This window comes from Ramlibacter aquaticus, from assembly GCF_015159745.1.
Taxonomy (GTDB): Bacteria; Pseudomonadota; Gammaproteobacteria; order Burkholderiales; family Burkholderiaceae_C; genus Ramlibacter; species Ramlibacter aquaticus.
Genome location: NZ_JADDOJ010000026.1, coordinates 19,980 through 32,816 on the forward strand (window position 1 = coordinate 19,980; position 12,837 = coordinate 32,816).

General features: G+C 71.2%; 11 protein-coding genes. 4 read left to right on the forward strand and 7 right to left on the reverse strand.

What is annotated here, in order from left to right; genetic code table 11:
* Positions 1-4 precede the first annotated feature (4 nt).
* Genes IM725_RS08405 through IM725_RS08415 form a run of 3 tightly spaced genes read right to left on the reverse strand, consistent with a single transcriptional unit; the run spans position 5 to position 3,896 of the window.
* A complete protein-coding gene (locus tag IM725_RS08405; RefSeq protein ID WP_193780128.1) occupies positions 5-2,011 on the reverse strand; it encodes a transglutaminase family protein in 2,007 nt (668 codons plus the stop codon).
* Positions 2,005-2,979 carry a DUF58 domain-containing protein gene (locus tag IM725_RS08410; protein ID WP_193780129.1) on the reverse strand — a complete coding sequence of 325 codons (975 nt, stop codon included), beginning with the start codon at positions 2,977-2,979 and terminating at the stop codon, positions 2,005-2,007. The genes IM725_RS08405 and IM725_RS08410 overlap by 7 nt, the downstream gene beginning before the upstream one ends.
* Positions 2,976-3,896, reverse strand: a complete 921-nt coding sequence (locus IM725_RS08415) for an AAA family ATPase (RefSeq protein ID WP_193780130.1) — start codon at positions 3,894-3,896, stop codon at positions 2,976-2,978. The genes IM725_RS08410 and IM725_RS08415 overlap by 4 nt, the downstream gene beginning before the upstream one ends.
* Positions 3,897-3,964: 68 nt before the next feature.
* Between IM725_RS08415 and IM725_RS08420 the strand changes: the two genes are divergently transcribed.
* The 3 genes from IM725_RS08420 to IM725_RS08430 are packed head-to-tail and all read left to right on the forward strand — an operon-like array spanning position 3,965 to position 7,026.
* A complete protein-coding gene (locus IM725_RS08420; protein WP_193780131.1) occupies positions 3,965-4,918 on the forward strand; it encodes a histone deacetylase family protein in 954 nt (317 codons plus the stop codon).
* Positions 4,919-4,928: 10 nt separating this feature from the next.
* The gene (locus IM725_RS08425) at positions 4,929-5,714 is read left to right on the forward strand and encodes an enoyl-CoA hydratase (protein ID WP_193780132.1); all 786 of its coding nucleotides are present in this window, start codon (positions 4,929-4,931) and stop codon (positions 5,712-5,714) included.
* Positions 5,715-5,718: 4 nt separating this feature from the next.
* Positions 5,719-7,026: a mechanosensitive ion channel family protein gene (locus IM725_RS08430; RefSeq protein ID WP_193780133.1), complete on the forward strand. Its 1,308-nt coding sequence runs from the start codon at positions 5,719-5,721 to the stop codon at positions 7,024-7,026.
* Here the strand turns inward: IM725_RS08430 and IM725_RS08435 are convergent.
* The 4 genes from IM725_RS08435 to IM725_RS08450 form a co-directional block, all read right to left on the reverse strand.
* The gene (locus tag IM725_RS08435) at positions 6,996-7,727 is read right to left on the reverse strand and encodes an ABC transporter ATP-binding protein (protein ID WP_193780134.1); all 732 of its coding nucleotides are present in this window, start codon (positions 7,725-7,727) and stop codon (positions 6,996-6,998) included. The genes IM725_RS08430 and IM725_RS08435 overlap by 31 nt on opposite strands.
* Positions 7,724-9,538: a branched-chain amino acid ABC transporter ATP-binding protein/permease gene (locus IM725_RS08440; protein ID WP_193780135.1), complete on the reverse strand. Its 1,815-nt coding sequence runs from the start codon at positions 9,536-9,538 to the stop codon at positions 7,724-7,726. The genes IM725_RS08435 and IM725_RS08440 overlap by 4 nt, the downstream gene beginning before the upstream one ends.
* Positions 9,535-10,590 carry a branched-chain amino acid ABC transporter permease gene (locus IM725_RS08445; RefSeq protein ID WP_193780136.1) on the reverse strand — a complete coding sequence of 352 codons (1,056 nt, stop codon included), beginning with the start codon at positions 10,588-10,590 and terminating at the stop codon, positions 9,535-9,537. The genes IM725_RS08440 and IM725_RS08445 overlap by 4 nt, the downstream gene beginning before the upstream one ends.
* 73 nt (positions 10,591-10,663) lie before the next feature.
* Complete coding sequence (locus IM725_RS08450) at positions 10,664-11,815, reverse strand: ABC transporter substrate-binding protein (RefSeq protein ID WP_193780137.1); 1,152 nt, start codon at positions 11,813-11,815, stop codon at positions 10,664-10,666.
* A gap of 272 nt (positions 11,816-12,087) precedes the next feature.
* On the opposite strand from IM725_RS08450, the gene IM725_RS08455 reads away from it, so the two are divergent.
* On the forward strand, positions 12,088-12,837 hold the full coding sequence (locus tag IM725_RS08455) for an electron transfer flavoprotein subunit beta/FixA family protein (protein WP_193780138.1): 750 nt from the start codon (positions 12,088-12,090) through the stop codon (positions 12,835-12,837).

A 12,837-nucleotide genomic window follows, 5' to 3' on the forward strand; every position in this document is an offset into this window, starting at 1 on the left:
GCGCTCAGCGCGCGCCGGGCCAGGCCAGGCGGTGGTAGCTGCGCTCGAGCTGGCGCAGGGTCTGCGGGGGGGTGCGGGCGTAGCGCTGCGCCTCGAGCTGCAGCAGCCACTCGGCCAGCGGGGCACCGGCCTCGCCGAAGCGCTCGCGCACGCGCTGGGCCATCAGCCGGGGCGGCGCCTCGGTTGGCAGCGCGAGGCCGGCCTGGGCCAGGCGCTGGCGCACCCGTTGCAGCAGCCGCAGCCAGGGGTCGTGCTGGCGACGTTCCCAGTAGGCCCAGCCCGCGCCCAGCAGCGCGCCCGAGACCAGTAGGGCGATCAGCACGTAGCTCAGGTCTTCCCAGCTGGGCGACTCGAAGCCCAGCTGGCGCAGCAGGTCCAGCTGCTTGCTCTGCGTGTAGTTGAGCACCCACTGGTTCCAGCTGTTGTTCACGGCCTCCCAGGCGTTGCGCAGCGAGGCCACCATGCCGGGGCTGAGCGTGACCAGGGCCGAGCCCAGCACGCCGCGCTGGGGCTGCAGGCGCTGGAAGCTGCCCACGCGGCCCGGGGCCACCATGGCGGTCGGATCGACACGGACCCAGCCGCGCCCCTCCAGCCAGACTTCGGCCCAGGCGTGGGCGTCGGACTGGCGCACGGTCCAGTAACCGTCCACGGGGTTGCGCTCGCCCCCCTGGTAGCCGGTGACCACCCGGGCCGGAATGGTCAGGGCCCGCATCAGCACCACGAAGGCCGAGGCGATGTGCTCGCAGAAGCCCTCCTTGCGGTCGAACCAGAACTCGTCGGCGGAGTTCGGCCCGTAGGTGCCCGGGTCCAGGGTGTAGGTGTAGCCGCCGGTGCGAAGCCGCTCCAGCGCGGCCCGCACCAGGGCCTCGTTGCCGCCGCGCACCAGCGCCGGGTCGCGCGTCATGCGGCCGGCCAGCTCCAGGGTGCGCGGGTTGTAGCCTTCGGGCAGCTGGGTGTATTCGGGCAGCACGCCGGCCTCGCTGGTGGGCCCGTGCTGGAACAGCGGGTAGCTGTCGGCCTCGTAGCGCAGCAGGTCCGTGAGCGGCCGCACCGAGACCCAGTCCAGCTCGCCGGTCATGAAGCTCTGCAGGCCGGGCGCGCGGGGTGGCTGGGCCGTGCCGTCCAGGGTCAGCAGCCAGGGCCGGTTGCTGGGCTCCAGGGTGACCTGGTAGTGGCGCGGGGTGCCGCCCACGCGCAGCTGCGCCAGGGCCGCCGGCAGGTAGCTGGTCGTCGAGCGCGCCTGCAGCGGACGCCACTCTCGGCCGTCGAACACCGACAGCACCGGGCCGCGGAAGTACATCTCAGACTGCGGCGGCGGCGGCCCGTCGAACTTCACCCGCATCGCCACGGTCTCGTCCAGCGCGAGCCGGGCCAGGTTGCCCACCTGCATGCTGGAGGACAGCCCGCTGCGGCCGCTCATCGCGTCCGAGGGCGCGCCCCACAGCGGCCCCAGGCGGGGAAAGAGCACGAAGAGCGCGGCCATCACGGGCGCCCCCAGCAGCGTCATCCAGCCGGCGGTGCGAGCGGCCTCCAGCAGGGGGGGCTTGCCCACCGGCATGTGGGCCAGCACCACCGCCGTCAGCAGCCCCAGCAGGCCCACCAGCATCCCGGCCGCGATCGGCAGCGACTGCGAGAAGAAGAAGTTGGTGAGCATGGTGAAGAAGCCGAGGAAGAACACCACGAAGGTGTCGCGCCGGGCGCGCAGTTCCAGGGTCTTCAGGGCCAGCAGCACCACGATCAGCGTCACGCCCGCGTCGCGGCCCAGCAGCGTGCGGTGCGTGAACAGGGTGGCGCCCACGGCCACCAGCAGCGTGCCCAGCACCCAGCGCGGGGCGGGCAGGGGGCGCGAGCCCAATGCCAGCACGCCGCGCCAGAGCAGCACCACCACGGCGAGCGCGCTGCACCACACCGGCAGGTTGGCCAGGTGCGGCAGGATCACCCAGCCGATCACCACCAGCAGGAACAGGGTGTCGCGCGCGTCGCGCGGCAGCGAGTGCCAGCGGTTCAGCATGTGGCCAGGGCCTCCAGGCAGCGCCGCCTGTGCGCCTCGCCGGTGGCCGGCGCGATCTCCTGGCCGGGCAGGCGCAGGCCCCAGTCCAGGCCCAGTCGGTCGGCCTGCAGCACCCAGGCCGCCAGCCGCGAGATGCGCAGCTCGGTGTCCACCGGGCCGGCCTGCTGGAAGTCCAGCCAGAGCTCGTAGCGCTGGGCCTGCTGCGTGTCGCGGCTGACCAGCTCGTCCGACTTGGCCGCCTTCTTCCAGACCACCAGCTTGAGCGCGTCGCCGCGGCGGTAGGGCCGCACGCCGTCGAACTCGCCGCTGCTGCGCGCGTTCGCCATCACCGGCCCGCCGCTGCGCGGCTCGCCGGGCGGCAGGGGCGGCGGATGGGCCTCCGGGGCCGGGTAGACCAGCACCTGCGCCGCCGGCTTCCACACGGTCCAGACGCGGAAGGTGCCCAGCGGGAAACGGGTCTCGGCCGTGAGCGGCGGCACGCGGTGCAGGCCCCGCCGGCCCGGCCGGAAGGCCACCTCGACCACGCTGCTGCCCTGCGCCGGCACGTCGGTCCAGGCCCACTGGTCGCGGGCGTCCAGCACCGCCAGGCCGATGCCGTGGCGCGTGCTGCGGCGCTCGCTGGTCAGCGTGATGCGAAGCGTGGCGGCGACGCCGGCGAACTGCGGCTCGGGCGGTGCCAGGGAGAGCGTCAGCCCGCGCAGGGTGGCGTGGCAGACGTGCATGCCCACCACGCCACAGCCCGTCAGCAGGAAGGTGAGCAGGTAGCCCAGGTTCAGCTGGTAGTTGATGGAGGCGATGATCAGCACCGCCAGCGTCGCGCCCAGCATGAAGCCGGGCCGGGTGGGCAGGATGTAGACGTTGCGCTGCGTGAGGGTGAGGGTGTCCGACAGGGGCAGGCGGGCCTGCCACCACGCCCGGAACTGCCGCCGCACGTGGTTGAGCGGGTTGAGCGAGGCCGCCACGCTCATGGGATGGGCACGGCCTCCAGCATGGCGCGCACCTGCTCGATGGGGCCGCGGCCGGCGTCGCCGACCGGCACCAGCCGGTGGGCGATGGTCTGCGGCAGGATGGCCTGCACGTCGTCCGGCGCCACGTAGTCGCGCCCGCTGAGCAGCGCCTGGGCCTTGGCGGCGCGGATCACGCCGATGGCCGCGCGCGGCGACAGGCCCTGCAGGAACCAGCGGCCCGAGCGCGTCGCGGCGACCAGGTCCTGCAGGTAGTTCAGCAGGGGCTCGGCCACGTGCACGGCCAGCACCTGCTGCTGGATCTGGTGCAGGTCCTGCGGGGTGAGCATGCCGCGCAGGGTCTCGACCATGCCGCGCCGGTCAGCGCCGGCCAGCAGCTCGCGCTCGGCGGCCCGGTCCGGGTAGCCCAGCGAGATGCGCATCAGGAAGCGGTCCAGCTGCGACTCGGGCAGGGCGAAGGTGCCCAGCTGGTCGTGCGGGTTCTGGGTGGCGATGACGAAGAAGGGCGTGGGCAGCGGGCGCGTCTCGCCCTCCACGGTGACCTGGCGCTCCTCCATGGCCTCGAGCAGGGCGCTCTGGGTCTTGGGGCTGGCGCGGTTGATCTCGTCGGCCAGCAGCACCTGGGCGAACACCGGGCCGGGGTGGAAGACGAAGGACTCCTTGGCGCGCTCGTAGACGGAGACGCCGGAGAGGTCGCTGGGCATGAGGTCGGCTGTGAACTGCACGCGCGAGAACTGCAGGCCGAACGAGCGCGCCAGCGCATGGGCCAGGGTGGTCTTGCCGACGCCGGGCACGTCCTCGATCAGCAGGTGGCCACCCGCCAGCAGGCAGGCCACGCAGTCGCGCACCTGTAAGCTTTTCCCGACCACCACCGTGTTAAGCTGATCCAGCAGGGACTTCAGTTTGTCGTGGGCATCCATGGGCCGGGCGGGTGAAATGTGTTGTCGGGCTACGAAGTCCTAGACCTTATCCGAAATTCGCAGCTCTCATGTTCAAGACCGGGTATTTCACGCACGCCGATTGCAGGCGCCACGAGATGGGGCCGGGCCACCCGGAATGCCCCGAGCGGCTGGACGCCATCGAGGACCGCCTGCTGGCCAGCGGCCTGGGCGATTTCCTGGACCGGCGCGAGGCCCCCGTGGGCTCCGTCAAGGAGATCGAGCTCGCGCACGACAAGCTGCACGTGGCGGCCATGCGCGGCATGGCCCAGGAACTGGCCGAGGACATCAACGCCGGCGGCCGCGGCTACGCCCAGATCGACCCCGACACCGCCATGAACGTGCACACCTTCCCGGCCGCGCTGCGGGCCGCCGGGGCGGTGATGGCGGCCACCGACGCGGTCATGGCCGGTGAGCTGCAGAACGCCTTCTGCGCCGTGCGCCCGCCCGGTCACCATGCCTGCCGCGACAAGGCCATGGGCTTCTGCTTCTTCAACAACGTGGCGGTGGGCGCCATGTACGCGGTGCACCGCTACGGCCTGGAGCGGGTGGCGGTGGTCGATTTCGACGTGCACCATGGCAATGGCACCGAGGACATCCTGGCCGGCGACCCGCGGGTGCTGATGGTCAGCTTCTTCCAGCACCCCTTCTATCCCTACAGCGGCGACACGGCCCCGGCACCCAACATGCTGAACGTGCCCGTGCCGGCCTACACCCGGGGTCCGGCGATCCGCGAGCTGGTCGAGCACCAGTGGCTCCCGCGCCTGGAGGCGTTCAAGCCGCAGCTGGTGTTCATCAGCGCCGGCTTCGACGCCCACCGCGAGGACGAACTCGGCCAGATGGGCCTGACCGAGGCCGACTACGCCTGGATCACCGCCCGCATCCGCGACGTGGCCCAGCGCCACGCGCAGGGCCGCATCGTCTCCTCGCTGGAGGGCGGCTACAACCTCAGCGCCCTGGGGCGCAGCGTCGAGGCCCACCTGCGCGTCCTCGCCGACCTTTGAAGGACCTGCCATGAGCGACTCGAACGACGCCGTCCTGCTTGCGCGCGACGCGCGCGGCGTGGTCACGCTGACCATGAACCGGCCCGCCAACTTCAACGCCCTGAGCGAGGAGATGCTGGCCGCCCTGCAGGACGCGCTGGACCGCGTGGCCGCCGACGAATCCGCCCGCGTGGTGGTGCTGGCCGCCCACGGCAAGGCCTTCAGCCCCGGCCACAACCTCAAGGAGATGGTGGAGCAGCCCACGGCCGCGTACTACCGCAAGCTCTTCGCCCAGTGCAGCCGCATGATGCTCAGCATCGTTCGCCTGCCGGTGCCCGTGATCGCGCGGGTGCACGGCATCGCCACGGCCGCCGGCTGCCAGCTGGTGGCCCAGTGCGACCTGGCCGTCGCCGCCGAGGAGGCCCGCTTCGCCGTCAGCGGCATCGCCTACGGGCTGTTCTGTTCCACCCCCAGCGTGCCCCTGCTGCGCAACGTGCCGGCCAAGGCGGCCATGGAGATGCTGCTGACCGGCGAATTCATCAGCGCCCGGGAGGCGCGCGAGCGCGGGCTGGTGAACCGCGTGGTTCCCGCGGACGCGCTGGACGCCGAGATCGGCACGCTGGTGGACAGCATCCTGGACAAGCCGCGCGTCGCCGTGGCCATGGGCAAGGAGCTCTTCTACCGCCAGCGCGAGATGGGCCTGGAGGCCGCCTACCAACTGGCCGGCGAGACCATGGCGCAGAACATGATGGACCCCTGCGCGCAGGAGGGCTTCCGCGCCTTCACGGAAAAGCGCAAGCCGGCCTGGAAACCCTGAGCGCATGACTGAACTCGACCGCCTGCTGCGGGACCTGGGGCATCCCCGCGTCCCGCTGGAATTCGCCGTCCTGCTCGGCTGCCTGGTGCTGGCCTGGGGCCTGTCCTGGCTGGCCGGGCGCCGCCACCGGGGCGATTCGGTCTGGTTCGGCCGCTTCACGGTCGACGGGCTCCTGTTCCCGCTGCTCGCGCTCGCCTTCTGCTGGGGCGCCCGCCTGGCCTTCATGGCCCACGACACCGCGCCCACGCCGCTGCTGCGGCTGGCGGTGCCCATGCTGGTGTCCCTGGCGGGCATCCGCTTCCTGGCCCGGGTGCTGACGGTGGTGTTCCCCGCCTCGCCCTTCGCGCGCCTGGTCGAGCGCCTGTTCTCCTGGCTGGCCTGGATCGCCGCGGTGCTCTGGATCCTGGGCCTGCTGCCGCAGGTGATGGACCAGATGGACGAGGTCCACGTCGCCTTCGGCAAGTCGCACGTCAGCCTGCTGGCCATCGTGCAGGCCGTGCTGTCCTCGGGCGCGGTGATGGTGCTGGTGCTGTGGATCTCGGCCGCGCTGGAGCGCCACGTGCTGGCCGAAACCCTGGAAGACCTGTCCCTGCGCAAGGTGGCCGGCAACGCGCTGCGGGCCCTGCTGCTGGTGGTGGGCCTGCTGTTCGCGCTCTCCGCGGTGGGCGTGGACCTCACGGCCCTGTCGGTGCTGGGCGGCGCACTGGGCGTGGGCCTGGGCTTCGGCCTGCAGAAGCTGGCTTCCAACTACGTCAGCGGCTTCGTCATCCTGTTCGAGCGCAGCCTGCGCATCGGCGACACGGTGAAGGTCGACAACTTCGAGGGCGTGGTCACGGACATCAAGACCCGCTACACCCTGATCCGCGCGCTCAACGGCCGCGAGGCCATCGTGCCGAACGAGAAGGTCATCACCGAGCGGGTCGAGAACCTGTCGCTCGCCGACACGCGGGTGCTGATCTCCACCGACGTCACGGTGGGCTACGAGAGCGACACCGCCCAGGTTCAGGCCCTGCTGCGCGAGGCGGCGCTCTCGGCCCCGCGCGTGCTGCGCGACCCGGCGCCGGCGCCTCACCTGGTGAGCCTGGCGGCCGACGGGCTCGCGTTCACGCTGTATTTCTGGATCGCCGACCCGGCGAACGGCCAGGCCAACGTGAAGTCGGAGGTCAACCTCGCGGTGCTCAAGGCCCTGCGCGAGGCCGGCATCAACATCCCGTACCCCCAGCGCGTGCTGCGCATCGTGCCGGCGGGCGGTGCCGGCGCTGCGGGCGAAGCGGCCGCGCCTCAGGCGGCCGGCCTGCCCAGCCCCAGGTAGGTGGCGACGACCCGTGGGTCGTGCATCAGCGTGGCCGCGGGGCCCGACAGGCCGATGCGGCCGTTCTCCAGCACGTGCGCCTCGTCCGCCACCTGCAACGCGGCGCGGGCGTTCTGCTCCACCAGCAGGATGGCCACGCCGCGCTCGCGCAGCCCGGCGATGATGTGGAAGATCTCTCGCACCACCAGCGGCGCCAGGCCCAGGCTGGGCTCGTCCAGCATCAGCAGGCGTGGGCGCGACATGAGCGCCCGGCCGATCGCCAGCATCTGGCGCTCGCCGCCCGAGAGCGTGCCGGCCAGCTGCGTCCTGCGCTCCGCGAGCCGGGGGAACAGCGCGAAGACCTCGTCGCGCGCTTTCGTCCAGCCGCGGCCGCGCCAGTCCAGGTGCACGTAGCCGCCCAGGAGCAGGTTGTCCTCCACGGTCATGCTGGCGAAGAGCTCGCGCTTCTCCGGCACCAGGCACAGGCCCTCGGCGACCCGCGACTCGATTGCCCCATGCCGGTTGCGGCCTTCGAACAGCACCTCGCCCGCTGCCGCGGGCAGCACGCCCATGATGGCGTTGAGCAGGGTGGACTTGCCGGCGCCGTTGGGGCCGATCACCGTCGCGATGCGGCCGGCCTCCACCCGCAGCGAGGCCTCGTGCAGCGCGCGCACCTTGCCGTAGTCCACTGACAGGCCGCGCACCTCCAGCAGGGCGCTCATTCCACGCCCCCCAGGTAGGCTTCGATGACGCGCGGGTCCTGCCGCACGGCCTCGGGCTGGCCTTCGCAGATGCGGGTGCCGAAGTCCATCACCACCAGCCGGTCCACCAGGCCCATGACGAAGTCCATGTCGTGCTCCACCAGCAGGATGCTCACGCCTTGCGCACGCAAGCCGCGCAGCAGCGTGGCCAGGGCCTGCTTCTCCTGGTGGCGCAGGCCGGCTGCGGGCTCGTCCAGCAGCAGCAGCACCGGGTCGCAGGCCAGGGCCCGCGCGATCTCCAGGATGCGCTGCTGGCCCAGCGCCAGGCTGCCGGCCTCGCGCAGGGCGGCGTCGCCCAGGCCCACGCGCTCGAGCTGCGCCTGGGCTTCGGCGAACAGGCTGGCCTCCTCGACGCGGTTGGCGCGCAGCACGCCCGCCACCCAGCCACGCTGGCCGCGCAGGTGGGCGCCGATCGCCACGTTCTCGATCACGCTCATCTGCGGCAGCAGGCGCACGTGCTGGAAGGTGCGCGCCAGCCCGGCACGGGCCAGCTCGCGCGAGGGCCGGCCGTCCACGCGCCGGCCCAGGAAGTGCACCTCGCCGGCGGTGAGCGGCAGCACGCCGCTGACCAGGTTGAACATGGTGCTCTTGCCGGCGCCGTTGGGGCCGATCAGGCCCAGGATCTCGCCCGCGTGCAGATCGAAGCTGACGTCGTTGACGGCCACCAGGCCGCCGAAGGTCTTGCGGGCGGCCTTCACCTGCAGCACGGGCGCGCCAGGGGCGGGCTGCGCGCGCCGCGGCAGGGGCTGGGCCAGTGCCTTGTTGCGCAGCCCGGCCGGCTGGGCGCGTTCGCCGCTGCCCAGGCGGCCGCGCAGGGCGGCGCCGGCGCGCTGCACCATGGGCCACAGGCCGCCCGGCGCGCGCTGCAGCAGCAGGATCAGCAGCGCCCCCGAGACGATCACCTCGAAGTTGCCGCTCTGGCCCAGCAGGCGCGGCAGCAGCTCTTGCAGCCAGTCGGCCAGCAGGGTCATCAGCGCCGCACCGGCCAGCGCGCCCCACACATGGCCCACGCCACCGACCACCGCCATGAACAGGTAGCCGATGCCGGCGTTCAGGCCGAAGGGCGTGGGGTTCACGGCCCGCTGCAGGTGGGCGTAGAGCCAGCCCGACAGCCCGGCCAGCACGGCGGCGAGCACGAAGGCCAGCAGCTTGGCGCGGGTGGTGGGGACGCCGCAGGACTCGGCCATCACCAGGCCGCCGCGCAGCGCGCGTATGGCGCGGCCGGGGCGTGAATCGAGCAGGTTCAGCACCGCCAGCACCCCCAGGCCGACGATGGCCCAGATCAGCAGGTAGAGGTGGCGGCCGCTCTCCAGCTCGAAGCCGCCCAGCATGATGGGCGGGATGCCGGTGATGCCGTCGAACTTGCGCAGGGTTTCCAGGTTGCCGAACAGGTAGAACAGCGACAGGCTCCAGGCGATGGTGCCCAGCGGCAGGTAGTGGCCCGACAGGCGCAGCGTGATCGCGCCCAGCGCCGTCGCCGCCAGCACCACCAGCGCGAGGCCGGCCAAAAGCCCCACCCAGGGCGAGGCCCCGCAGCCCGTGGTGAGCACGGCACTGGCATAGGCCCCCAGCGCCACGAAGGCGGCCTGGCCGAAGGAGGTCATGCCGCCCACGCCCGTGAGCAGCACCAGGCCCAGCGCCACCAGGCTATACAGGCCGATGTAGTTGGCCAGGGTGATCCAGAACTCGGGCACGGGCAGCAGCCCGAACGCCAGCATGGCCAGCGCCCAGAGGACCAGGCCCAGGCGGTCGCCGCGCGGCATGCGCATCATTCCTCCTCCTCGTCCAGCAGGTTGTGGCTGGTGAAGGAGCGCCAGGCCAGCACCGGCACGATCAGCGTGAAGACCAGCACCTCCTTGTAGGCGCTGGCCGAGAACGAGGCATAGGACTCGATCAGGCCCACCAGCAACGCGCCGCCGGCCGCGATGGGGTAGCTGGCCAGCCCGCCGACGATGGCGCCCACGAAGCCCTTGAGGCCGATCAGGAAGCCGGAGTCGTAGTACACGGTGGTGACGGGCCCGATGAGCACGCCCGAGAAGGCGCCGATCAGCCCCGCCAGCAGGAAGGCCAGCCGGCCTGAGCGCGCCACCGGGATGCCCATCAGCCGGGCGCCCAGCCGGTTCACCGCGGTGGCGCGCAGCGCCTTGCCGGGCACCGTGCGGGCGAAGAAGAGCGAGAGCGCGGCCATGATCAGCAGCGAGGCCGCGATCACCGCCAGGCCCTGGCCGGTCAGCGTGAGCGGGCCGGCCTGGATCCGCAACTCCGAGAAGGGCTGCGAGCGCGCGCCCTCGGCGCCGAACATGACCAGCCCCAGGCCCAGCAGCACGAAGTGCGCCGCCACGGAGACGATGAGCAGCAGCAGCACGCTCGCATGCGCCACCGGCTCGAAGGCCAGCCGGTAGACGATGGGCCCCAGCGGCGCGACGATGCCCAGGGTCAGCGCCACCTGCCAGGCCAGCGGCAGGCCTTTGGCGTCCAGCAGCGCGACGCAGGCCGCCATGGCGCCCGGCCAGGCCAGGTTGGCCAGGGCCGAGCGCAGCAGCATGCCGGGCGCGGCGGGCGCCGCGCGCGGCCCGAAGCGCTGCCAGAGATCGATGAGGAAGACCGCCACGCCGCCGGCGCACAGCAGCCAGGCCGTGGCCGGACGCTGGCCCGCCTGCAGGGCCGCGATCGTGAGGGCGCCATAGGCCACGAGTTCGCCCTGGGGGATGAAGATCACCCGGGTCACGGCGAAGACCAGCACCAGGCCCACCGCCAGCAGCGCGTACACCGCGCCCGAGGTGATGCCGTCCTGGGCCAGGATCAGCGCGATCGAAAAGTCCATGCGGGAAGGAGGTGGGGGCTGGCGAAAAAAAGGCGCTGCCGGTTCGCAGCGCCTGGGTGCGGGCGCCAAGCCCTTATTGGACCAGCTTCCAGGTGCCGTTCTCGATCTTGACCATCACGCGGGCGCGCTGGTCGAAGCCCATGTGGTCGGTCTTGCTCATGTTGATGATGCCGTGCGTGACGACCAGGTCCTTGGTGTTCTCGATCGCGTCGCGCAGCGCCTTGCGGAACTCCTTGGTGCCGGGCTGGGCCACCTTGAGCGCCTGCGGGATCGCGTGCTGCAGGATCAGCCACACGTTCCAGGCATGCGCCGAGAAGGAGTTGGCGCTGCCGGGCGGGTACTTGGCATCGTGCTGCTTGATGAAGTCCAGAGAGACCTTCTTGGTCGGGTTGCTGTCGGGCAGCTGCCTGGCGACCACGAAGGGGCCGGCCGGCAGGAAGGCGCCTTCCAGGTCCTTGCCGCCCACGCGCAGGAAGTCGTCGTTGATCACGCCGTCGGTGAAGTAGATCTTGCCCTTGTAGCCGCGCTCCTTGAGCGCCTTGGCGGGCAGGGCGGCCGGGGTGCCGCTGGCGGCGATCATGATCGCGTCCGGGTTGGCGGCCATGAGCTTGAGCACCTGGCCGGTGACGCTGGTGTCGGTGCGGGCGTAGCGCTCGGTCGCCACCACGCTGAGCTTGCGCGCGCCGGTGAGCTTGCCGAACTCGGCGATCACGCCCTCGCCGTAGGCGTCGTTGAAGCCGATCAGGCCCACGGTCTTCACGCCGTTGTCCGCCATGTGGGCGGTCATGGCGGTCATCATGTGGGCGTCGTTCTGCGGCGTCTTGAAGACCCAGTGCTTCTTCGCGTCCACCGGGTCCACGATGCGCAGCGAGGAGGCGATCGCGATCATGGGCGTCTCGGACTCGGCCGCCACGTCGATCATGGCCAGGCTGTTGGGCGTGATGGACGAGCCGGCGATGACGTCGACCTTGTCCTCGGACACGAACTTGCGGGTGTTCTTCACGGCCGCCACGGGGTCGGAGGCATCGTCCAGGACGATCCATTCGATCTTCTTGCCGGCGATCTCGCGCGGCGCGATGGCAAAGGCGTTCTTCTCGGGAATGCCCAGCGAGGCGGCCGGGCCGGTGGTGGACAGCGTGACGCCGATCTTGATCTGGGCCAGGGCGGGGGCGCAGGAGAACGCCAGCCCCAGCGCGGCGGCGAGCAGGTATTTCTTGGACAACATGGAACGGTCTCCCGTGGTGAAGGCTGCGGCCACTATACGGAGCCCGGCCGTGGGGCCTCACATGGCTTTCCCGGATTCGCCGACCGATCGGTCGGGCATCCGGGAGGGCGCAGAATCGGCTCGGATATTCCCGCCTGCGGGCCCGACTTCCCTATAATCGCTAAAAAAAAGAACGACCGTTCGTTTTTTACCGCCGGGGCGGTGGCCTGCCCGCCGACCCTAGAATTCCAGTTTACGTAAACGTCAATTCAAAACCTCCAAGGAGCCCCAGCATGAAGGTCCTCGTCCCGGTCAAGCGGGTGGTCGACTACAACGTGAAGGTCCGCGTCAAGTCGGACAACACGGGCGTCGACATCGCCAACGTGAAGATGAGCATGAACCCGTTCGACGAGATCGCTGTCGAGGAAGCCGTGCGCCTGAAGGAAAAGGGCGTGGCGACCGAGGTGATCGCCGTGTCCTGCGGGGTGGCCCAGTGCCAGGAAACCCTGCGCACCGCCATGGCGATCGGCGCCGACCGCGCCATCCTGGTGGAAACGAACGACGAGCTGCAGCCGCTGTCGGTGGCCAAGCTGCTGGCCGCGCTGGTCGCCAAGGAGCAGCCGGGCCTGGTGATCCTGGGCAAGCAGGCGATCGACGACGACGCCAACCAGACCGGCCAGATGCTGGCCGCGCTGTGCGACATGCCCCAGGCCACCTTCGCCTCCAAGGTCGAAGTGGCGGACGGCAAGGCCCGCGTGACCCGTGAAGTGGACGGCGGCCTGGAGACTGTGGCCATCACGCTGCCGGCGGTGGTCACCACCGACCTGCGCCTGAACGAGCCGCGCTACGTCACGCTGCCCAACATCATGAAGGCCAAGAAGAAGCCGCTGGAGACCGTCAAGCCCGCCGACCTGGGCGTGGAGGTCAAGCCGCACCTCAAGACCCTGAAAGTGACCGAGCCGCCCAAGCGCTCCGCCGGCATCAAGGTGCCGGACGTGGCCACGCTCGTCAACAAACTCAAGACCGAAGCCAAGGTGATCTGA